This window comes from Marinilabilia salmonicolor JCM 21150, assembly GCF_000259075.1.
Lineage (GTDB): Bacteria > Bacteroidota > Bacteroidia > Bacteroidales > Marinilabiliaceae > Marinilabilia > Marinilabilia salmonicolor.
Window position 1 is genome coordinate 1 of the sequence record NZ_AJKI01000036.1, and the last position, 24,711, is coordinate 24,711.

Consider the following 24,711-nt stretch of genomic DNA (forward strand, 5'->3'; position numbering starts at 1 on the left):
TGATGAATGCCTTAAATATCAAGGAGTTTAATGATTGTATAAATATTTTGTCATGTACTTAGATCTAATGGATATAAAAAATAAGGAATTTGATGAAGTCAAAATTGCTCCTGAAATCCTGGATGAAATTGATGAATTTGAAATCAGAGATATAAAAAAAGACAATGATGATTTGTTTTGGATTGCTACAGAGGGGCATGGTTTGGGATCTTTTTATTTCAGAAATTCTAAACCAGAAGAAATAAAATGGTTTGATAAAAAGTCAGCTAATTTGGTTTCCGATTATGTCAGGAAAATTTGGATTGACAACCAAAGCTTATGGTTAGCTACTTTGGATGGAGTATCCATTTTAGAAAAAAATACGTGGAAAGTGAACAATGTCACCTATTCACCCGATTTTGAAGAAGGCATTTCATATACCTCTATTCATGATGTAATAAAAGATCAATCGGGCGGGGTTTGGCTGGCAACTTATACCGGAGGGATCAATTACTACCATCCACAGATAAATTTATTCAATCATTATAAGAAAGTCCTGGGGAGTGAAAATACAATTAATAGCAATGTGGTTCATGGTTTTTGGGAGAATAACAAAGGCGAATTATTTATTATCACTGGTGAAGGCGGACTGAATAAATTAAACAGAAATACAGGACAGATAAAGCATTATACGTCCAATTTGTCTGGTGGGATTTCCAATAATAACATTAAGTGCATGACGCCGGATGGGAATGGAAATCTATGGATAGGGACTTATAATGGCCTTAACTTCTTTGATGTTGAGAAGGAAGAATTTGTAAAGTATTATCATGATCCGTTGGATGAAAACTCCCTGAATCACAATCAGATTCACGATGTTTATGTGGATTCTGATGGATTGGTCTGGCTGGGATTAAATGGTGGTATTTTTCAGGTTTATGACCCCGTTGAGGATGAATTTCATGATTTTCCCGAAGTTGGAAATATTGTAAACGTTGTGTTCGAGGACAGTCATCATCATATATGGACTGCAGGAAATTTTGGATTAAATTGTATTGATAAAAATACCAGATTTTTACAGGATCTTTCGCAATTGACTGAAGGAATCGAGGAAGATCTCAACTATGTAACCTGTATCTTTGAAGATTCTGAAGGATACATGTGGTTCTGTACGAGTAGTTCCGGCATCTTTGTTTATAAGAACGGGGAAAGATATAACTTTAATAAGTTTAATGGCTTAAATGATAATACGGTAAATGCATTGGTGGAGGATGATTCAGGAAATTACTGGATATCTACCAATAAAGGAATTTCAAAATTGATTGTTTCAGGTTTATCTGATGGGAAACCCGATATTTACTCGGTTGATTTTTCTGTTGTAAATGGGTTGCAAGGACTACAATTTGAGCCGGGAAGTGTGTATAAGGGCAAGGACGGGATGATTTATTTTGGAGGTGTTAATGGATATAATACTTTTTATCCCGATCAAGTCTCCGGCTATTTAGCTTTTCCGCCAGTGGTATTATCTGAACTTCAGATTAATTTTCAAAAAATAACTATGGAGTCACCGGGCTCAAAGATAAGTTCACCACTAAACAATCTTGAAGAATTGGTTCTTAAGTACAATGAGCGAAACCTTCAATTAAGTTTTTCCGGGGTTGATTATGTGAATCCAAAGGCTATACATTACCGTTATTTGTTGACAGACCTTGATAATGATTGGATTAATATTGGAACACAGCGAACGATTAACTTTACTTATCTGCCGGCAGGTGAGCACGAATTAAGAATACAGGCAACTACCAATAAACTTGAATGGGGCCATGCATTTAGATCTATTAATATTAAAGTTCTTCCCCCCTGGTGGCAAACCTGGTGGTCCTATTTATTGTACATGGCTGTTTTTCTGGTTTTGCTGTATTTCTTTCAAAGATGGACTCTTTTAAAAAACAAACTCCGTCTCGAGCAGTTTAAGCGTGAAAAAGAAGTGGAATTGCATGAATCTAAACTGAAGTTTTTTACGGATGTTTCTCATGAGTTACGCACCCCGTTAACATTAATTCTTGCCCCTCTGGAGCAGATAATGGACCATGGTTCACTCAATGAGCAGTTAAAGCGCCAACTTCTTTACATTAAGCGAAGCGGGATTCGAATGATGCACTTAATTGATCAGGTGCTTAACCTTAGAAAGCTTGAAACGGGTAATGAAAAACTGAAAGCTGCCAAAGGTAATATTGTTATTTTCCTAAATGAAATTAGTTTTGCTTTCTCTGAAATGGCTTTAGCGCGGGGTGTTAATTTTGAATTTCAAACCGATATAGAAGAAAAATTTATCTGGTATGACCGTGAAAAGCTTGAAATTATTATATATAATCTGCTTTCTAATGCTTTTAAGAATACTCCGGAAGGAGGAACTATCCGGTTAACGCTGAATATAAAAAAGACTAACGATCTTCCGGAGAGCATTAAACTCTCTTGTAAAACCAATGAATGCATAGATATTGGTATTGTAGATACAGGAAGAGGTATTCCTCAGGAGAAGCTTAAAACTATTTTTGAACGTTTTTACAGCGAAAAGAATATTGAAACGGGTAACATTAATGGAATCGGAATTGGACTGGAATTGTCCAAAAGAATGGTAGATCTTCATAAAGGTAAAATATGGGTAGAGAGTAGATGTAAATCTTCCCAAAGCGAGGGGTTTACCAAATTTTCAGTTCTTTTGAGTACCGATGATTCGTTACTGACTGATGATGAGAAAATTGATCGTCATATAGACTCTGATGATATAAGTCTTTATCCGAATAGATTGCAAATAAGTGAGATATCTTCACTGGAAGATTCAGAACAAATCGATAATGACTCATCCGGCGAATATTCTAAAGAGGTTCCAACGATGCTGGTTGTTGAAGATAATGGGGAGGTGCGCAGGTTTGTGAAAGAATTGTTTGCAGAAAAATACTATGTAGAAGAAGCAGAAAATGGCGTTGAAGGACTCAAAAAGTCCATTGAAGTTGTGCCGGATATTATTATTAGTGACATTATGATGCCGGAAATGAATGGAATCGAGTTTTGCAAAAGATTAAAAACTGATGTCCGTATCAGCCACATCCCGGTAATTTTACTTACTGCCCGGAGCACGCTGAATTTTAAACTGGAAGGTCTGGAAACCGGGGCTGATGATTATGTCACCAAGCCCTTTAGTGCGCAATATCTGATTTTGAAAGTAAAGAATCTTTTGAAACAAAGAGAACTGATTCGCTCTCATTTTCAGCTTAAATCACTTTTGGAACCTGAAAATGTCAAAGTGACTTCTGTAGATGAAAAATTATTAAAAAAAGCAGTTGATTACGTCGTTGAGAATATTCAAGATCCAAAACTAAGTGTTGAGCGTCTGAGTGCTGAACTGGGTCTGAGCCGGATGCATTTTTATCGGAAAATTAAAGCACTTACCAGTCTGTCAGGAGCGGAATTTATACGGAATATCCGGTTGAAACGCGCAGCATCCTTGCTGGAAAATAATGATTTAAGTGTTAAGGAAGTGCAAAATATGGTTGGATTTGAAAGCGCGGATTATTTTCGTAAATGTTTCAAACAACAATTTGAATATACTCCTTCTGATTATCAAAAGGATAAAAGAAGTTCTGAATCATAAATAGGTAACACTGCGTTATTTTTCTTTTTATCAGGTATTTTGTTATAGTTTCTATTTGTCCCTTTTCGGCTTGTCTAAGAAATGGTGACTGAAATTTTATGTTGTTTTTTATCCTGAAGGGAGAATTCGTTTGTTGCGAATAAGCCTGTTTCGATACCAAATGAAATAACTAAGCCTGTTTTTTTTACTGCCTGGATTTAAGAATTTTATGTGTATTGCCAGTGTGTAGTTTTGAATATCCAATCATACACGTTTTTTTCCATCTCTCCTTTAAGTTGATGTCATAGTTTTTCCATTGATTTGATCCTGTTTTTAATTCGTTGAGAAGTATCTCTTTTAATGTCTTTGTTTTTATTTCTGTTGTCCTTTTTGTTTGGGATGGTTAAAATATTTTGATAATTGTGTTCTTTAGTGGCAATATTTCTAACCATTTCACTGTTTTCAAAGTCTTCTGTTTTTTGTGTGTAAATCCCAGTCAGTTAACTTGTTGGTTGTCGTGTGTTACAAATGAAATGGACATTTGTTACATGGTTTCTGAATCATGTGACATGAGTGTTGGTTTCTTGTTACAAAAAACTGATGCCACCCATCTGGTTTCTGAATAAGTTTGTTTCCAGATGTTAAAAAAATCTTTTGAAAAGCAAAAGTGAAATCCCAATTCACTGAAAATTTCAAGAAATTAAAATGGCATCTATTTATTGTTAACCAAAATAAAAAACAGAATTCTTATGAAGATCAAACGTTTTTTGAAAAAAACAATCTTGATGTTGTTCCTATCTGTATGGGGAATAACATTGATGGCTCAGGAAAGAGCCATTCAAGGAAAAGTGACAGATGACAGTGGAATGCCGTTACCTGGTGTTACTATTGTGGTAGAAGGTACCACCAACGGTACCGTGACAGATGTTGATGGTAATTATTCAATTAATTTGCCAGAAAATGAGGAAGTTCTTGTGTTTTCATTTATTGGAATGGAGACCGAGGAAGTGAATGTTGCCGGGGAACGCATTGTGGATGTTACCATGAAATCTTCTACCATTGATATGGATGAAGTGATCGTGGTTGGCTACGGAGTTCAAAAGAAAAGTGACGTTATTAGTTCTGTAGTTTCTGTAAAACCTGAATCAGTTACTAAAGTACCTTCAACTGACATTGGTGAAATGTTAAAAGGAAAAGCTGCTGGTGTTTTTGTAACTCTTGGAGATGCCGGGCCCGGAAGTTCTTCGAATATCCTAATCCGGGGAAAGAATTCTATCAACGGGGGTAACGACCCGATTGTGATAGCTGACGGAGTGCCAATTGGTGGGATTAATGATGTTAATCCAAATGATATAGCATCCATCGAAATTTTGAAAGATGCTGCAGCACAGGCTATTTATGGTGCAAGGGCGTCTAATGGTGTTATCCTGCTAACTACGAAAAGAGCAAAAGCCGGTCAGGCTTCTGTAAATTATTCCGGCTATTACGGAATGCAAACGGTAGAAAGAAATTTTGATGTGTATTCCGGTGAGGAATTTGCCCAGTTAAGAAGAGAAGCTTTTCGCGCTGATAATGGGTATTATCTGCCTGATGAAGATATTTTTACTGCAACTGAGTTAGAGGTGTTGGAAAGTGGTGAATTTGTCGATTGGGAAGAGGAAGTACTGCGGGTGGCCCCGATTCAAAATCACAATTTTAGCGTAGCAACTGGTACAGAAGAAACAAAAGTATATAGTAGTATTAACTACATGAATCAGGAAGGAGTGGTTCCTGGTACTGATTACCAAAAGGCTACTATCCGATTTAACTTCGACCAGAAGGTTACTGACTGGTTAAGTTTTGGAGCCAACACTTCCTGGCAAATTTCTGAAAATAATGATCCCGGTACAGGTGGTACGCTTGAACGTACTATCACAACCTCTCCACTGGGAAAGATTTACAATGAAGATGGAAGCTATAAGTTGAATCCTACTGATGTTCAGGAAAGTTTCAATCCTCTTTTGGATATTGAAACAACTTCTAATCTAAAGCAGGACAGAAATGACATTATGAACATCTTTATTGATGTTAAGCCATTTGATAATTTTAATTATCGTTTAAATGCCAGTCGCAGATCGTGGAATCGCAAAACTGAAAGTTATTCTACTGCGGAGTCACTAAGTGGTGTCCGTGGAGGTGAAATGGGACTGGGAAGTATATATTATCAGGATAATGTAGAGTGGCAGTTTGAAAATATTGTCACATACGACCTCGAGAGTGGGCTACATAAGCTTGGTTTAACAGGTGTTCAAAGTATAACACAATCGAAATACACTGATTTTCGAAACGATGCAGATAAGTTGCCAAATGATTTGTTGGGAATCTATGGTCTGGAGTCGGCTGAGATTAATACACCTAATATCGGTGCAAACGAACGAGGTTTGGTTTCTTTTGTAGCAAGGGCTCAGTACACTTTCAACGATAAATATTATCTGAATCTATCGGCTCGCGCTGATGCATCAACCGTTTTTGGTGAAAACAATAAATGGGGCTACTTTCCTGCTGCCGCAATAGGCTGGAATGTTTATCGGGAAGAATTTATAGAGAACATTGACGCTATCAGCAACTTAAAACTTCGTGCAAGTTATGGTAGTGTGGGTAACGAAGCAATCGATCCGTATCGAAGTCAAAGTACGGCCAATCAAAACGACTATATGTTTGGTGGTGTAAAGAGATCCGGGTATGTTCCTGGAAGCAATTTGCCAAACCCGGATTTAAGATGGGAAACCTCTACAACTTTGAACCTTGCTGTTGATTTCGGATTGTGGAGAAATCGTTTATCAGGTACCCTTGAATTCTATAATACAAGAACCAAAGATCTTTTGGTTACTCAATCCTTGAATGCCGGACTTGGCTACACTAGTATGCTGACCAATTTGGGTGAGATAGAAAACCAGGGGATTGAACTTTCAATGAATGGTGTGATTGTTGATAAAAGAGATCTCTCTATTAATGCAGGATTTTCGTTCTCCGCCAACAAGAATAAAATTATTCACCTATACGGAACTGATGAGGATGGTGATGGAGTGGAAGACGATGATGTCGGTAATAATTGGTTTATTGGTGAGCCGATTGATGTGTATTACCAATGGAAGCCAATTGGTATCTGGCAGGAGGGTGAAGATATTGTTAATTCACACCAGCCCGATATGGAGCCAGGAGACATTAAGCTTTTAGACAAAAACGAAGATGGTGTTCTTAATGCTGATGATCGGGTTCTTACACATTCCGATCCAGAATGGTATGGCTCGTTTAACTTTGATGTTAAATTTAAAAATTTAGATTTTTCAGCAGATGTAATGACGGTTCAGGGACGTGTACGTTGGAATAATTACAATTATGACTACAATCAAGGTGGTTCTCTGAGAGGAATTTACAATGGCATTAAACAAGATTACTGGTTACCCGAAAATCCAACCGGAAACTGGCCACGTCCTCAGGAATCTAATGACAGATCAAATATTTGGACTTTGGCTTTAGAAGATGCTTCGTATGTGAGATTGCAGAATGTGACAATTGGTTACACGCTTCCAAAAACAGTTTTGGAAAGTATTAGACTCAGCAATGTTCGCTTTTATTGTACCGGCCACAATCTGTTAACTTTTACCGACTATAAATCATATAGTCCTGAGAAAAACCCTGCTGACTATCCCGAAGCAGTTTCCGTTGTTGGCGGTGTACAGATAACCTTCTAATAATAACCATCAAACAATTTTGATATGTTTAAAATGAATAAATTAAAATATCTCATGGTAATAGTTGTTTCGCTATTACTAATTAATACTTCCTGTGAAGATTTTCTTGAGGAAGAGCCAATTGATTCGATCTCGGTTGATTATATCTATTCAACTCCTGAAGGTTTAGAGGTAGGGGTGAATGCTCTGTATAATCTGATGCGCACACATAATGTTCCGCCTCAATATTCCAACGACCTCCAGGCCAATGCTTTTTTTATGGCAGGTACTGATTTGGGGTTGGTACGTACCTGGTTCAGACCATACCAGATTTCAACAATGACTCCATCTTCTTTTAATGGTCAAAAATGGACAAATTCGTATCAAATAATTGATCGTTGCAATGCCATCATTATAAATGCTCAAAAGGTGGAAATGGATGCAGAGAAACGGAATCAGATCCTTGCAGAGGCCAAAGTAATTCGTGGCGAGTTATACCTTGACTTGATTCGTATGTATCAGCACATCTTGTTGGATACTACCGCGACTACTCCGGAGAACTATACGGATTCCGTGACTTACGAACCTGCTAATACGGCTGATGTATGGAAATTAATTAATTCCGATCTGGATTTTGCTGTTGACCACCTTGACTGGGCCGTTGAGGATGGAAGATATGGACAGGGAGTGGCCCGGCACATACGTGGTAAGGCAGCAATGTGGCAAGAAGACTGGACTGAAGCAGCTGCGCAATTTGACGCAATTGTCGAGGATGGAACTTATCACTTGCTGGGTTCTCCTTCTGAGGTTTTTGTTGGTGAACGTAATCATGCTGAGTCTTTATTTACTTATCAGTTTGATGAAACACTTGGGGGTAGTAGTAATTTGGCAGGTGGAGATTATCATCTTTTGCCAAGTTTCTTTACCAGTCGTTATTATGAGCTGAGTTCAGGTGAAATTATTAATGATCCTGAATATGGTGGACAATCTCTCGGGTGGGCTTTCCCTAACAGTTATCTTCAGTCTCTGTATGATAGAGAGAGTGACAAAAGATATACCAGTTATTATATGCCTGAAGTACTGTATGTGAACAATCCTGATAACGAAAATTACGGTGAGCCCCTTCCGGAGTCTTCCTACGATGACAATTTCAGACGTTATCATTTTAGTTTGAAAAAGTTTTTCGATGCGGATAAAGATCCCTATACCAACAGTAGCTGGGTGAATGTTTTGTACTACCGTTTTGCTGAAACTCTTTTGTTAGGTGCTGAAGCACATTGGAGAGCAGATAATGAGAATCCTGCAAATGCAAAAGCATTGGAGTACATCAATATGATTCGAACGAGAGCGGGATTGGATGAATTTACTTCCTTCGATGTGGATACTTATCTTGAAGAATCAGCCAGGGAACTGGCTTTCGAGAAAAATCGCTGGTTTTTGTTAAAGCGCATGGGACTGTTGGTTGAAAGACAAAGTATGTATTATCAGTATGGTTCAACTTCTACAAACGTTGTAAATGAACCTATGCAGCCATACATGGTGAATTTACCGGTGCCTCAAAGTCAGATCGATTTGATGGGGAATCCTGATATGCAGGCTGACGGATATTAATTTTAAACTGTTCATGCTGGTGTTCTTTTCATTTGCGAAGAACACCGGCACTTGAACGGGCCATTTCAGGATTTGTATTTTTTAAAACCGAATTAATCAGGTTAAAATACAGGTCATTAAATTAAAGTCTAAAAACAAAAAATAAAATGAAGCATATAATTAATCATACAAAAAAAATCACTGCCTTTGTTTTTGGGGCAATGATTTTCTTGTCAGGTTGCTCTGAGTCTGAACTTGATAAAGACTGGGACGTTAAACTTTTTGAGCCGGGGACAATTGATGCAACTGCATCTTCCACCTCTATATCTTATGGTGAATCGATCACTTTTACTGACATGTCAACTAAAGTTTACGATCGTTCATGGACATTTGAGACCGGAGATCCGGCAACATCTACCGATTCAGTGGTGTCGGTTACCTTCCCTATAGGAGGAAGTCATAAAGCCATCTTAAGTGTTACTCATATTGATAATACCATCCAAACAAAGGAATTTACTATCGAAGTAGAAGGACCTGCAATTTCTCAGTGGCCTTTTGGGGATGAGCCCATTGCAATTCCCGGAGTTATTGAGGCTGAAGATTATGATAATGGAGGAGAAGGATTTGCCTATCATGATACAGAAGCTGAAAACCAGGCAGGCGGAGACTATCGTCCGGATGACGGCATCGACATTGAAGTGGGTGATACCAGAACAAACATTGGTTACTCCAACGAAGGCGAGTGGATAGAGTACACTGTGAATGTTGCGAATGCAGGAGTTTATGATTTCGACTTTACAGTGGCTTCAGGAAGTAGTGATGGCGGAAGTTCGCTGAAAATTCAGCTGGTAGGTGAAGATGATACAATCACAGATCTTGGTGAGACTGGTGATTTTGAAAACACAGGTGGCTGGGGTGAATATACCAGTTTGGTTGTTGAAGGTATAGAACTTGAGTCTGGCGAACAAGTCCTTCGTTTGTACTACACCGGTGGTGGAGTCAACCTGGACAAAGTAGAAGTGACAGCACAGTCAATTATTGAGAAGTACGGAATTTATACCGAAGGGTCAACCATTGGGTCTGTAGGGCCTGTAGTTCCTGAATTAAATAATGGCTTTACATATGAGTTTACTGATGATGCAGCTGAAGGATCTGAAGCCGTTGCATTTATCTTCGATGGTGTTGATACCTGGGGTGTAATGGCAGCAATGCGTCAGTCAGACGATGACGGTGCAACTTTCAACAATGTGGATATTTCTGCATATGCTGATGGATTCTATAACATTAGTTTGAAAACCACTTGCACCAAGGCGATGAATTTACGTCTTCAGGGTGGAGGTGTCAATGGTTATGTGACTTTGGACGATGCCGTAAAAAAATATGGATTTGAAAGAGATGGTAATTGGCACTCTCTAAAAATACCTGTTTCCGATTTTGCTGACGGGGGAGAAACTCCTGACTTAGCAGATATCTCACATTTACTTGTTTTGAGAAGTAATGCCGGAGATGTTTTAGCTGGTGATGACTGGGATTGGTATGTAGATGACATTTATCTGACCATGGAATAACAAGATGGCGGTTTGCTGAATGGCAGATCGTGGAATCAGGAATGAGTAATAACCTGGTTTAATAATCAGGTTATTACTTCTTTTCTTAAAAAATTAGTTATGAAGTATATTGTAAATCTTGTTGTTTTACTCTTTGTCCTTTTTCAGACCAGTGGGTGTGGTGTTTCATCTGAAAGCAAAACTACGCAAAAAACCTGTTCAGAGTTTACGATTCAACGAGGAGTTAATCTGAGTCACTGGCTTTCTCAAACAGACCGGAAAGGCGATGAGAGGGCCTCTTTTATGAATGAGGAAGATTTTAAGAAAATAGCCGGCTTTGGTTATGATCATGTCCGCTTACCTATGGATGAAGTGCATTTGTGGGATGAAGAGGGTGTTAAAGATACCGCTGCCTTTGAATTAGTGCATAATGCCATTAAATGGAGTAAAGAAAACGGATTGAGAATTATTGCAGATCTTCATGTGGTACGTTCCCATTACTTCAATGCTGATGTAAGACCCTTGTGGAATGATCCTGAAGCTCAGGATGATTTTGTTGATATGTGGATGCAAATATCCAACGAGTTAAGTGATTACCCCAATGATTTACTTGCTTACGAATTGCTGAATGAGGCTGTGGCTGATGATTCGGAAGACTGGAACAATCTTGTAGCAAAAACAATGACAGCTCTGAGGAAAAAAGAGCCCAACAGAATGGTCGTTATTGGTTCTAACCGCTGGCAATCTGTGAATACCTTCGATGAACTCAAAATTCCGGAGAATGATTCGTGTATTATTTTGAGCTTTCATTTTTACAGCCCTCATGTTTTCACGCACTACCAGGCTCCCTGGAGTTCAAAGGTAGGATTTTATGACGGACCGGTTCACTATCCCGGGCATCCGATTCATGAAGAGGATCTTGCCGGTTATGACTCTTCACAGATTAAGAGTCTTACTGCCGATGATGCCTTTTACAACCGGGAATATTTAGAAGAGCGTATTCAGGAGCCCATCGAATTTGCAAAGAAACGAGGACTTCAACTTTATTGCGGTGAATTTGGATGCTATCCCACAACTCCTCTGGAAGACAGGGTTCAGTGGTATTCAGATGTGACTGCCGTTTTTGAAAAAAATGACATAGCCTGGGCCAATTGGGATTACAAAGGAGGATTTGGTGTTGTTGATGGAGAGACGGGTGAACCCCGCATAAAAATACTAAATGCCTTAACAGGGTATAAAGAGAAAGATAATTAGGTTCATGTACCGCAGATTTTAACATGATTTGATGATTTTGAGGCAGGATATTCCTGCTTCAAAATCTATCATAAACAGGAATGCTGAGTGGGGAATGGTTTTTTTAGTCTAACTCAATCGAAATTATAATATTATGAAACGAACATGAACTTTTTTAATCAAAAGTTCGCCAAAGGCAATGATTAAAAGAAGTTCATGTGAGAGCGGAGCGGTTCCATACGTTCTCAAATTTAGAATTAAGCTATGGAAATAATTATAAATTTTAAACGTATGAAATTTATCCATTTTTTTTGGATTTTTGGTCTGTGTGCTTTTAGCGCGAATGCGCAGCAAATAAGTCCCAATCTGGTAGGAACCAATGCCTGGTATACCGACCCGAGTGAGGAGGTATGGAATCTTACTGCGGAGTCCGGTGTACAATCGATCCGGATAGGAGGCCATTCTTTCGATGATAATGTACCTTCCAAGGCTGACCTTTTAAGTTGGGTGAAAAAGATTCAGGCTATGGGGGCTGAACCTATTCTACAGGTTTCGCAGTATGAATCTCCTGAACAAGCTGCAGAGCTGGTACGGTTTTTTAATATTGAAAGCAGTGACGAAATTGCCCCGATAAAATATTGGAACATAGGAAATGAGCCCTGGTTGCAAAATGGCAAACCAGAACTGTCAACTGTTGGCGGTATGGTTGAAACCTATTTTAAGCCCCGGGCAGAAGCCATGAAAGAGGTGGATCCTTCCATTAAAATATATGGACCCGATTTGTGCTATTATATAGAGGAAGCTGTCAATGACCTTTTTGGCGGAGATAACGATATAGCAGGGAAAATTCCCGGTAAAGATTATTATTACTGCGATGGGATATCATGGCATCGTTATCCGCAGGATGATAATATCAACCTGGCTTATGAAGGAATTGAAGACTTCAAGGATGCTATCATAAAGACTAAACAAAAAGTTGATCAAATAAATGCCGACTACAATCGTACCGGTGATGATGCCTTGCAATGGGGAATTGGAGAATATAATGCCAAAGGCGGTTCGGTCGTTCATTCCTGGGAAAACGGCCAGATGTTTGGCGGAGTTCTTGGCCTGTGCATGAAGTATGAAGCTAATTATGCTACCAGTTGGAGTATGTTTGAGAATGGCGGAAATTGGCAGGGGACAGATTTTAGCTTTATTGATGGAGAGAATATGACTCCGAGAGCATCCTACAGACACATGGAGTTTGTTGCTAAATATTTTAAAGGACAATATGTTGATGGTCTGTCATCCAGTAATGATTTTGTGGTGTATGGTGCTCAAAACGAAGAGCAAACTGCCGTAATGGTCATGCATCGGGCAGAGGGTGAAGCAAAAGAGTATTCTCTTCATTTGAATAATACCACCTCGACTGGTGGAGCTTATGAATTAAATGTGGATGCAGGACTAACTGACAGCTATTCAGATATCATTGCTCCCCGGGCTACCCAGGTAATGATTTTCAGAGGCGATTCAATTATCAAAATAAATTATACAAGTGATGATTTTGATAGGGAATTGGCTCCTGTTTATTCTTCATTTAAAGTAGCTTCAGAAGTGCCTGCGAGCCCTGCTAACTTAGAATCCAATCCTGTCTCTTTTAATTCAATTGAATTAAACTGGATCGACCAATCGGAATATGAACAGGGTTTTTTGCTTGAAAGAGAAGGGATCAATGGATTTGAACTGCTAACTGTGTTGCCCCCTAATTCTACCTCCTATTCTGATATAGAGCTGGAATCTGAAACTTCTTATAGCTATAGGATCAGAGCATATAATTCATTGGGGAAATCTGAATACACCGCGGTTACGTCTTCGATGACTCCTGAACCGCCGGCTTCTGTGGCATACAATGGCCCTCATGCTATTCCCGGAACCATTCAGGCTGAAGATTTTAATGATAATGAAGCAGGTGTCGGATATCAGGACGAAGATAATGAGTTAAATAAAGGAGAAGAATACCGTGAAACAGGTGTTGATGTTCAATCCCGTTCTCAGGGTGGTTTTAATGTTGGGTATATAAATGAAGGTGAATGGTTGAAATATTTGATTGCGGATGTTACACCTGATACTTATGATGTCTCATTTAGTATAGCCAGTGACAACACTACTGCTGAAAAACGAATTGATTTGTCATTGGGAGGCAATATTGTGGGCAGTGTAGAACCTTACTCTACGGGGGACTGGCAGGAATGGGAAACCATTACGCTTGAAAATGTTGAAATTGCAAGTGCGGAACCCATAGAAATGCGTCTGGACTTTTATGGGGGAAGTTTTAATCTTGACTGGATTTCATTTGTCAAGACCGGGGATACTTCAAGCCATGATATGCTTTTTGATCGTATGGTTAATGCTGTTTACAATCGTCGTACCCGGTCTATTCTAATAGAGGCCAATCAGGATTTGGGTAAATCTGTGATTAGTGTAATAAACATGAACGGGCAGCCTATTTATAAATCAAAATATTCAGGAAGGGAACAAAAGGAAATAAGCACCTCCGATTGGGCGTGTGGTATTTATCTTGTCTCTGTTGCCAGTCAAACCGGGCAGTTGACCCGGAAATTCCAAATCACTCATTAAGGATTAGTGAGAAACCGGGAAAGGAAAGAAAAATTTAAGAAATACACAATGAAGATGAAGAAATCAGATATTGTCAGCGTCAAGTTTAAATTTGAATCATTTTTATTGCCTTCTATAATGGTGCTTCTTTCTGTGTGCTCCTGGGGATGCACTCCCGAAATGGTTGAAACCGAAGATGCTCTTGAGCAAAGATTGGATACTATTCTGGGATCTATGAGTATGCAGGAAAAAATTGAACAGCTATATTACAAAACTGATGGCAATGAGCGTCTCGGAATCCCCCAGTTTACTGGTAGCGATGGTCCACATGGAATTGGAAACGGGGCCAAAGGATTTTCTTCTTTCCCGGTCACTATAGGTATGGCAGCCACCTGGGATCCGGCATTAATTACACGAGTAGGGCGGGCTATTGCCCTGGAGCAGGCTGCCCGTGGTCGTGATCGCATTGCCGGTCCTACTCTTGATTTACTGATAGATCCACGTATAGGTCGTGCGCCTGAAACCATTGGGGAAGATCCTTTTTTAGGAGGCAGGATCTCAGAGGCCTTTGTGAAGGGACAAAACACGACTTCTGTTTTTGGAACCATCAAACACTACAACCTAAATACTTACGAAACCAATCGCAGAACCAATAATTACCTTAGTGATCAACGAAGCCTGGTGGAATTTTGGGGGTATCATTGGAAAAGAACCATTCAAGCCGGAGGTGCATTATCTGTGATGTGTGCCTACAACTGGGTGAATGGTGATAAATGCGCCGAAAATAAATTTTTGATTAAGGACGTGCTCCGTGATCACTGGGGCTTTGATTATTATACTATGTGCGACTGGGGTGGATTTAGTGATACTCAGAAAGCACTGAATGCTGAACTTGATTTTTGTGAAGGCAACGATCTGTATATTAAAGAGCTTCCAGAAGGGGTTGAGAGCGGCCGGTTTGACAGCAGCTTGGTTAATCGTGCTAGCCGAAATGTCTTGCGAACTAAAGTTGTCTCGGGCATGATTGATGGAAAGCCGATCACGCCTAAGCGTGTTATTGATAGCGAGGAACATCGTGAGTTGGTTTATGAGAGTGGGTTAAAAAGTCTGGTTCTTCTTAAAAATGAAGAGAACATTTTACCATTCAACAAAAATGAGCTTAAATCAGTAGCCGTGATCGGACCCAATGCAGGAGTACTACCCCTTGACGGACATAGTAGTTCCAATGTTTTACCTTCCTACCGTATTCCTGTGGAAAAGGCATTGAAAGATATGCTTGGTGATGAGCGCATCAACTACAGTAAAGGATGTAATATCAATAGTCGGGATGAAAATAAATTTGATGAAGCCATTGAAGCAGCAAAAATCTCTGAATATGTGGTGTTTGTTGCCGGACTTGATAGTACTCTCGAGGGCGAAGGTTATTTTCTGAATAAGGAGGCCGACGAAAAAGGGGGAGGAGCCATTACACGCCCCGACAGGGCCAATGGGACTGTAGTATTACCCGATGCTCAAATTGACTTGATTAAAGAACTCGCAAAGGTTAACCCTAATATCATTTTGGTGGTGATTTCAGGAGGCCCTTGTAGTGTTACCCCTGTCATTAATGATATTAAAGGATTGGTTTATGCATTTTATCCTGGTCAGGAGGCTGGAAGAGCCATCGTCGATGTATTGATGGGGAACTATAATCCATCCGGAAAATTACCTGCCTCCATTCCTAAAGACGATAGTCAGATAATTCCAATAAGTACGGATTTCCGCAATATGGTTTACAAAGGAGTAGGCTATCGATGGTTCGATTCCCAAAATATTGAGCCAGAATTCGCATTTGGTGCCGGCTTGAGTTATACCTCTTTTGAGTACAGCAATATCAGTCTTAATAATGCAGATGCCAATGTTGGAGATTTAGTAGAAGTAACATTTGATTTGAAAAATACCGGGGAAATTCCCGGCGAGGAAGTTGCTCAACTTTATCTTTCAACTGGTGAAATATCGCCAAATATCCCAATGCCTGAAAAACAATTGCGGAATTTTAAAAAGATACAATTGAGCCCTGGTGAAACCAAATCTGTAACTTTTACGCTTACTCCGGAAGATTTTTATGTTTACAATCAGGAATCAGGTGCTTACCAGGTGCCTTCAGGGGTGTTTTTTGTCGAGGTTGGTGGCGCTTCGGATTACTTGCCTTTAAAAAGTGAGTTCTTTTTAAAGGCAGCTAATGATCAGCCTGATCTTACCGTGAGTAACATTCGTACCATGCCAGCTTACCCCAAAGAAGGGGATGAAGTGGTATTTATGGCATCTCTGATCAATAATGGCACCGGTGCTACTAAAAATGGCGAGGGACATCTTATCCGGTTTTATGTAGATGACAAAGAAGTGGCTCGTTATTATTCAAAATCCATTTCAATTCCTGTGGGAGGGATGAAACAGGCTTGTGCCCAGGGAGTGCAAGGAATAAACTGGAAGGCAGTTAATGGAGATTCTAACATAACAGCACGTGTTGAGCTGGTTAATGTCGATGAGTTAAATATTAGTAATAATTCTTGTCAGGGATTATTAAAGGTCCCGGATGGAAGGGTTATTCCTTCTGAAATCGCTGAATTAATAAAATAATTACCAATGAAACGAGCATGGAGCTTTGATTTTTCAAATCAGCCACAAAAGGGCATGTATAAAAGAATCGCGAGTTCCATCAGACCAATGACTTAGATTAATTTTATACTGATGAAATATTTTAGGTTTACAGAGATATATAAGTTTTTAACTTCCGGATTGGGGGTTTTTATTTTATTATTTGTTAACCTGGATTTTGTTCAGGCAAGGAATTTGGATGGCTCCATTGCGCAGGCTCTTCAAAATGACCGGGGGCTGAATGTGTACTGGGATTGTTCTTTTTGTGACATTGATTATATAAAAAGGGAAATAAATTATGTCAATTATGTTCGCGATCGAAAAGATGCCGATGTGCATGTGATGGTAACCCTTGAGGGTGCAGCTAACCGTGGTGACCGGTATTCCGTTTTTTTGTTTGGCCAAAAGAGGTACCAAATTTTGCAGGATACTTTGAGATTTAATGTTAGCGCGGATGCGAGTGAAGATATGAAGCGTGAAAAAATCCTTCATGCATTGAGGAGTGGTTTAACTCCATATCTAAATAAAACCTCTCTTTGGGAAAGTCAAACCATCAAATTCGTAAGTCCTGCAACTCCAACACTGCCTGAAAAAGATAACTGGAATAACTGGATTTTTAAAATTTCCGCAGATGGAGATTTTGACCTCGAGGAATCAAAAGAGAAATATGAATTTGGAGGCGAGATTGAGGCGAATAAAGTTACGGAAAAGATAAAACTTGAACTGGATCTTGAGGCTGATTATGAAAGGGAAGTTTTCGATATTAACTCCGAGACTGTTGTCAGTATTCATAAGACCTATGATTTTGATGGTTTATGGGTGAGCAGTCTTTCGCAACACTGGTCTGTTGGAGGTTTTGCCGGTTTTCGGTCATCGAAATATGATAATCTGGATCAGTCTTACCGTTTGTCACCTGCTATTGAATTTAGCGTTTTTCCTTACAAGGAGGCTTCAACAAGTCAGCTGACAGTTTTATACAAGCCCGAATATGTGTATAATGAATATCAGGATTCAACAATTTTTGGAAAAACGGAAGAAAACCTTGCTCGTCAAAGCCTGGCGTTGGATTATGAAGTAAGAAGAAAATGGGGCACTGTGGATTTAAGTATGGATTTGCTCCATTATTTCCATGATTTTTCGAAAAACCGTATGAGTTTCAGGTCTTCAATAAATGTAAATATTATCAAAGGGTTGAGTGTCTATTTCAATGCCGGGGCTTCCTTTATTCATGACCAGTTAGCTCTGCGAAAAGGAGATGCAACAACGGAAGAGGTGCTGACACAACAAAAGGAATTGGCGACAAATTTTGAGTATTATTCAAATATTGGCATCAGCTACACCTTTGGGTCTATGTTTAATAATATTGTTAATCCAAGATTTTAACGATCAGGTTTTGGATAATAGTTTTTCCGGCAGGAAGAATGGATTAATCGGAATTTCTTTAGCCTGGTTTATTTATAAGGTCGTTGAACATTGTAATAGATAATTTATGAATAATCCAGGTTAGATAAAAAAAGAAATGTAATAATATAGAAATGTGCTGATTAATAATGAGAAGGTAGATTTTAAAAAAAGATTGTAAAACCGTTTTTGAAAAATAGAAGAACATGAAGAAATCAAAATTACTTATTCAATTAATGCTGTTTTTTATGGTTTCCAATATGGTGGCACAAACACCCCAGATAACCAATGTGGAAAACAGACAGACAATGACGCTTAATGGTGTTTGGAAATACCTGGTAGATCCTTACGAACTTGGATATTATGACTACCGCAGAACGGTGCGTGATTTGCAGGAAAATCCCAGTAAATCGGAATCATTTTTCCTTGGTTATCAGCAGCAGGATCCTTCGGAAAGAGTGGAATATGATTTTACCAAAGCCGATAATATTCTTGTTCCCGGTGACTGGAATTCTCAAAAAGAAAAGCTCTTCTATTATGAGGGGACCGTCTGGTATTACAAAGCTTTTAAATACCAGCCAAAGGATGAGGCCAGCCGTCAGTTTGTACACTTTGGAGCTGTTAATTACGAAGCGGATGTTTACCTGAACGGACAAAAGCTTGGCAAGCATATCGGCGGTTTTACACCTTTTAATTATGAAATTACTGATAAGCTTAAAGAAGGTGAGAATTTTCTGATTGTTAAAGCTGATAATAGTCGCGGACTGGAAAAGGTCCCAACTGTAAATACCGATTGGTGGAATTATGGTGGAATAACACGTGACGTTAAAATAGTTGAGGTGCCAGAGACCTTTATACAGGATTATTACATTCAGCTTGCAGAGGGAGATGATGATGTAATCGAAGTTTCTGTCACATTAAACGGATCTGATAAAGCCGGTCGGGAGGTAATTCTGGATATTCCGGAAGCCGGAATAAAAAGTACACTTACAACCAATGAAGGAGGAGTGGCTACAGGTACCGTAAAAGCTAAGAAATTGACTCTTTGGTCGCCTCAAAATCCACATTTGTATGATGTAAATCTGATGTTTGACGACAACTTGGTTTCTGAAAGAATAGGTTTCCGTACGCTTTTGGTGCAGGGTTCCGATATATTATTAAACGATGAGTCTGTATTTCTCCGGGGTATTAGTATTCATGAAGAAAATGGTATGCGCGGTGGTCGTGCCTACTCCGAGGAGGATGCACGGATGCTGCTTGGCTGGGCCAAGGAGCTGGGATGCAATTTTGTGCGTCTGGCGCATTATCCTCATAATGAAAATATGACCCGGGTAGCCGATGAAATGGGTATTATGGTTTGGTCTGAAGTACCTGTTTACTGGACCATTCAATGGCAAAATGAAGCAACTTATGAAAATGCTGAAAACCAGCTGACTTCTATGATTACCCGCGATAAAAACCGTGCTTCCGTGGTTGTTTGGTCTGTCGCCAACGAAACACCTGTTTCTGCTCCGCGGACAGAGTTTTTGAAAAGCCTGATAGAAAAAGCCAATCAGATGGATCCCGTTCGTCTTGTGAGTGCGGCTCTGGAGCGCCATACCAAAGAAGGAACTGAAAATACTCAGGTTGTGGAAGATCCGCTACAGAAATATGTGGATATTATTGCCTTCAATGAATACATAGGATGGTATGATGGTAGAAATGACAAGCTTAAAACTGCGGAGTTTGATATCCAGTTCAATAAACCCGTAATTATTTCTGAATTCGGTGCCGGTGCACTTCAAGGCCTGCATGGAGAAAAAGAAGCTCTTTGGACTGAGGAGTATCAGGAAGAGCTCTATAGAGAAACTGTAAAAATGCTTGAAAAAATTCCTCAACTCAGGGGTATGACTCCCTGGATTTTGGCTGATTTCCGGTCACCCCGCCGTGTTTTGCCTGATATTCAGGATGGATGGAACCGTAAAGGATTGATTTCTGAAACCGGGAACAAAAAGAAAGCTTTCTATATCCTTCAGGAGTATTACCGAATGAAAAAAGAGCAGTTCTGAAAAAGTCTGCCTAAATATTAACTGGAGCTGCTCTCAGAATAATTGTTATTGTGATGGCAGCTCCGGAAAAATAATGAATATGAGAAAGTTATTGTTTTTTTTGATTGGGATTGTGCTTTTAGGAACGGCTGCATGCAGTGAGTCAAAGGAAACCAATCAAATAGAGGATAGAGTAGAAAGTTTATTGTCCCGAATGACATTGGAAGAAAAGATCGGGCAAATGAACCAGCTCAACGGTCGAAATCCGGATGAGAAATTAATGAGCCGGATTAGGAATGGTGAAGTAGGGTCCCTCCTGAATATTGAGCAACCGGAGTTGATCAACGAAATTCAAAGAATTGCCCTGGAGGAGAGTCGTTTGGGTATTCCTTTGCTGATAGCCAGAGACGTAATTCATGGGTACAAGACCATTTTTCCGATTCCCCTGGGCCAGGCTGCATCTTTTAATCCTTCAATTGTGGGGACGGGAGCACGAGTGGCTGCAAGGGAAGCCACTCAGGATGGAATTCGATGGACATTTGCGCCAATGATGGATATTTCGCGCGATCCAAGATGGGGGCGAATTGCTGAAAGTTTCGGCGAAGATACTTATCTTACCACAAAGCTCTCTTCTGCCATGATTCGTGGCTTTCAGGGAAATGATCTGAAGAATCCTTCATCAATGGCTGCCTGTGCAAAACACTTTATCGGGTATGGGGCAGTAGAAGGAGGCAAAGATTATAACTCGACGTATATTCCTCCCCGGCAACTTAGGAATGTTTATCTCCCACCCTTTAAAGCTGCGGTTGAGGAGGGAGTAGCAACCATTATGACTTCTTTTAACTCCAATGATGGAATTCCGCCTTCAGGAGATCCCTGGTTGTTGACCGGTATACTTCGCGATGAATGGAAGTTTGATGGTGTCGTGGTCTCTGATTGGGCATCTGTTAAAGAAATGATTGCCCATGGTTTTGCTGAAAATGGAAAAGAGGCCGCTTTAAAAGCTGTAAATGCAGGTCTTGATATGGAAATGGTTTCCGAGTGCTATTTTACAAACATTAAGGACCTTATTAATGAGGGGAAAGTCAGTGAAAAAACCATTGATGATGCTGTTCGCAATATTTTGCGTCTAAAGCTAAGGCTGGGACTTTTTGATAATCCATATATATCTGAGGAAGACCCAAGAGTTGCTTACTCTAAGGAACACCTTGATGCGGCCAAAATGGCTGCCGAAGAATCAATGGTTTTATTGAAGAATGAGGATCAGACCCTGCCGATTTCGTCTGTTGTTAAAACTATATGTGTGGTGGGACCGCTTGCTGATGCTCCGCACGACCAAATGGGGACCTGGGTGTTTGACGGAGAAAAGGAAAAAACCATCACTCCGCTAAAAGCTCTTCGCCAGTTATATGGCGACAAAGTGAATATCATTTATGAGCCCACACTAAAATACAGTCGTGACAAGGATCGGTCAAAATTTTCTAAAACATTAGCCGCTGCACGCAAATCCGATGTTGTTATTGCTTTTGTGGGTGAGGAATCCATCCTTTCGGGAGAGGCCCATTCTTTAGCTGATTTAAATTTGAGAGGTGCTCAATTGGAGTTAATTTCTGCGTTAAGTGAGGCAGGCACTCCGCTGGTGACTGTGGTGATGGCAGGACGGCCGTTAACCATTGGTACTGAAGTGGAGTTGTCCAAATCAGTAATCTATGCCTGGCACCCTGGTACTATGGGAGGCCCTGCTATTGCGGATATTTTATTTGGAAAAACAGTTCCCTCTGGTAAATTACCGGTAACATTTCCAAAGATGGTAGGGCAGATTCCTGTTTTTTACAATCACAACTCGACCGGGCGACCTGCACGAGGTACCGAAGTTTTGATTGATGACATTCCGCTGGAAGCCCGTCAGTCTTCTTTAGGTAATACTTCTTATTATCTGGATGCCGGTTTTGATCCGTTATTTCACTTCGGTTACGGTTTGTCCTATACCAGTTTTGAGTATAGCGATTTGAACCTTTCGAATTCCAGCTTTCATCCTTCCGATACACTGAGGGTTTCAGTTCAGTTGTCCAATACAGGAGATTTCCAGGGAACTGAAATTGTTCAGTTATACACTGCTGATAAGTCAGCTTCTGTAGTCAGGCCTGTTAAGGAGCTAAAGGGCTTTCAAAGAGTATTGGTTCAGCCCGGAGAGACTAAAGATGTTGTTTTTCATCTGCCCATGTCGGAGTTGTCCTTTTGGAATGATGGAGATGTGGTTGAAGCGGGGGAATTTTCCATAATGGTAGGAGGAAATAGTCAGGAAGGACTTTTCAGTGATTTTTCAATTATAAATTAACTTAAATTTCCTTGCAATGAAACGAACATGAACTTTTTTAATCAAAAGTTCGCCACAGGCAATGATTAATCCTGATAGCCATCGGGGTATGTAAGAGCGGAGCGGTTCCATACGTTCTCAAATTTAGAATTAAACGATGGGCCTGATTATGAATTTTAAACGTATGAAACGAGCATGGCAAAAGATGCCACAAAAGACAATGTATAAATCTCTTACATGCGAGTTCCATCAGACCAATAACTTAGATAAATTTTATACTGATGAAAAACAGATTTACAATTCTTTCGATGGTTCTGGTCCGGATTTTTACTGCATCAGGCCAGTTGATTGATACGATTAAAGATGAGTATATGAGTGCAGGCCGCCATAGGATTTCTTTTAACGTTAATTCATCTGGTTTCTTTATTATGAAATTGACTTTGGGAAATTCAGAAGTCAGGTTTTTAAAACTGATTGTTCAGTAGATAATAAAAAAGGGTGTCTGGGAACCCGGTGCTTTTGGCCAGACTTAATCCTGATGTGAAAACCTAAAAATTTAATTAATGAAAAAAACAGCAAGTTCCCTACTACTAATGACTGTTATCATCCTGAGTATGATTTCATGCGATAATTCCTCAAAAAAAGAAAAGGTTTCCTTTCAAAAGGTAGAGGCCCGGCAGAACGCAACAGATCCAAACTGGAAAACTTATACTGCCAGAACTATTGACGGCTTGCCGGCATTTGATTATTCTAAAGATCCGGAAACAAGTGTATATGGGGGGTGGAAGACTTTTCAATTGGCCGGAACCGGTTTTTACAGGGTTGAAAAAAGAAATAACCGCTGGTGGATTATCGATCCCGAAGGTTATCCGTTTATTCATAAAGGGGTGGCTGTTTTCAGACCGGGAAGATCTGATAACCAAAAGTCGGCTTTGAAACAAAAATATGGATCCAATGATAATTGGGCTGTTCAGGAGAGTCAGATGCTTAAAGAATACGGATTCAATGGTGCCGGAGCCTGGTCGGCGGTGGATCTTTTACGCCAAAATGATGTGGATCTTGCTTACACCGTTATTGTTAACCCAATGGGCAGCTATAAGAGAGAACACATCAAGAAATTTGGAGGAGAATACGAAATGGCCGGATGGCAGGGATACCGGTATGATCTGGCAATGGTTTTTGACCCAGAGTTTGATGTCCATGTGGAGGAAGAAATTTCTAAAATTGCCAGGTACGCCAATGACAAGAATCTATTAGGTTATTATACCGATAATGAACTACCATGGAAAAATGATGCACTTGATCGCCACCTTAAATACCTGGGAAAGGATGAGGCTGGATATATTGCTGCAAAGAAATGGCTGGATGAGCGAAAAGGGAAAAATGCTTCACTGAATGATATTACAGAGCAAGACAGGTTGGCATTTACCGGTTTCTATTTTGAAACTTATATGAAAAAGGTAGCTGCTGCTATTCGAAAATACGACCCAAATCATCTTTATCTGGGATGTCGGTTTAACCAGGAATCAGAGGAATTAAGTAATCCTGAAATATTTAAAATTGCCGGTCAGTATATGGATATTATATCCATTAATCATTACAGAAAATGGGAGCCTGTTCAGGAGATTATGCAAAATTGGACAAATTGGTCTGGCAAATCTTTCATCATAACAGAGTGGTACACCAAAGGTGAGGATTCAGGACTGCCGAATAATACAGGAGCAGGGTGGAATGTTCGTACACAGAATGACCGGGGACTTTTCTATCAGAATTTTATCATTGAATTACTCAAAAGCAAAGCTTGCGTAGGATGGCATTGGTTTACCTATCAGGATAATGATCCGGAAGATTTAACTACAGATCCTTCAAACCGTGATTCTAACAAAGGGATTGTAAACAGTGCTTTCGAACCTTATGAGCCTTTGGTAAAAAACATGAAGCTGTTGAATGATCATGTTTATGAACTAATTCAATATCTGGATAAATAAGCGTTTTGTAGGAATTGTTAGCTTTTTGATGCAGTGATTATGTTAGT

Annotated in this window: 12 protein-coding genes; all 12 read left to right on the forward strand. The window is 39.7% G+C overall.

Annotation, left to right across the window (positions count from 1 at the left end):
- Positions 1–52: 52 nt before the first annotated feature.
- The 12 genes from W7W_RS0116110 (at position 53) to W7W_RS0116175 (ending at position 24,664) form a co-directional block, all read left to right on the forward strand.
- On the forward strand, positions 53–3,634 hold the full coding sequence (locus W7W_RS0116110; protein ID WP_081485195.1) for a hybrid sensor histidine kinase/response regulator transcription factor: 3,582 nt from the start codon (positions 53–55) through the stop codon (positions 3,632–3,634).
- Positions 3,635–4,362: 728 nt separating this feature from the next.
- Positions 4,363–7,347, forward strand: a complete 2,985-nt coding sequence (locus W7W_RS0116120) for a SusC/RagA family TonB-linked outer membrane protein (protein WP_010664723.1) — start codon at positions 4,363–4,365, stop codon at positions 7,345–7,347.
- Between the two features lie 33 nt (positions 7,348–7,380).
- A complete protein-coding gene (locus W7W_RS0116125; RefSeq protein ID WP_025007215.1) occupies positions 7,381–8,937 on the forward strand; it encodes a RagB/SusD family nutrient uptake outer membrane protein in 1,557 nt (518 codons plus the stop codon).
- A gap of 146 nt (positions 8,938–9,083) precedes the next feature.
- A complete protein-coding gene (locus tag W7W_RS0116130) occupies positions 9,084–10,484 on the forward strand; it encodes a carbohydrate-binding protein (RefSeq protein ID WP_010664725.1) in 1,401 nt (466 codons plus the stop codon).
- 99 nt (positions 10,485–10,583) lie between these two features.
- On the forward strand, positions 10,584–11,717 hold the full coding sequence (locus W7W_RS0116135) for a glycoside hydrolase family 5 protein (RefSeq protein WP_010664726.1): 1,134 nt from the start codon (positions 10,584–10,586) through the stop codon (positions 11,715–11,717).
- Between the two features lie 270 nt (positions 11,718–11,987).
- Positions 11,988–14,315: a carbohydrate-binding protein gene (locus W7W_RS0116145; RefSeq protein WP_010664727.1), complete on the forward strand. Its 2,328-nt coding sequence runs from the start codon at positions 11,988–11,990 to the stop codon at positions 14,313–14,315.
- 54 nt (positions 14,316–14,369) lie between these two features.
- On the forward strand, positions 14,370–16,913 hold the full coding sequence (locus W7W_RS0116150; protein ID WP_010664728.1) for a glycoside hydrolase family 3 C-terminal domain-containing protein: 2,544 nt from the start codon (positions 14,370–14,372) through the stop codon (positions 16,911–16,913).
- A gap of 111 nt (positions 16,914–17,024) precedes the next feature.
- Positions 17,025–18,314 carry a hypothetical protein gene (locus W7W_RS22955; RefSeq protein WP_010664729.1) on the forward strand — a complete coding sequence of 430 codons (1,290 nt, stop codon included), beginning with the start codon at positions 17,025–17,027 and terminating at the stop codon, positions 18,312–18,314.
- Positions 18,315–18,538: 224 nt separating this feature from the next.
- Positions 18,539–20,380, forward strand: coding sequence for a glycoside hydrolase family 2 protein (locus W7W_RS0116160; RefSeq protein WP_010664730.1), 1,842 nt, complete (start codon positions 18,539–18,541; stop codon positions 20,378–20,380).
- Between the two features lie 79 nt (positions 20,381–20,459).
- A complete protein-coding gene (bglX, locus tag W7W_RS0116165) occupies positions 20,460–22,697 on the forward strand; it encodes a beta-glucosidase BglX (protein WP_025007218.1) in 2,238 nt (745 codons plus the stop codon).
- 260 nt (positions 22,698–22,957) lie between these two features.
- Positions 22,958–23,161 (forward strand): hypothetical protein, encoded by a 204-nt coding sequence (locus W7W_RS23580; protein ID WP_148660954.1) that lies wholly within the window; start codon positions 22,958–22,960, stop codon positions 23,159–23,161.
- A 78-nt stretch (positions 23,162–23,239) separates the two neighbouring features.
- A complete protein-coding gene (locus W7W_RS0116175; protein ID WP_029510643.1) occupies positions 23,240–24,664 on the forward strand; it encodes a hypothetical protein in 1,425 nt (474 codons plus the stop codon).
- Positions 24,665–24,711 lie beyond the last annotated feature (47 nt).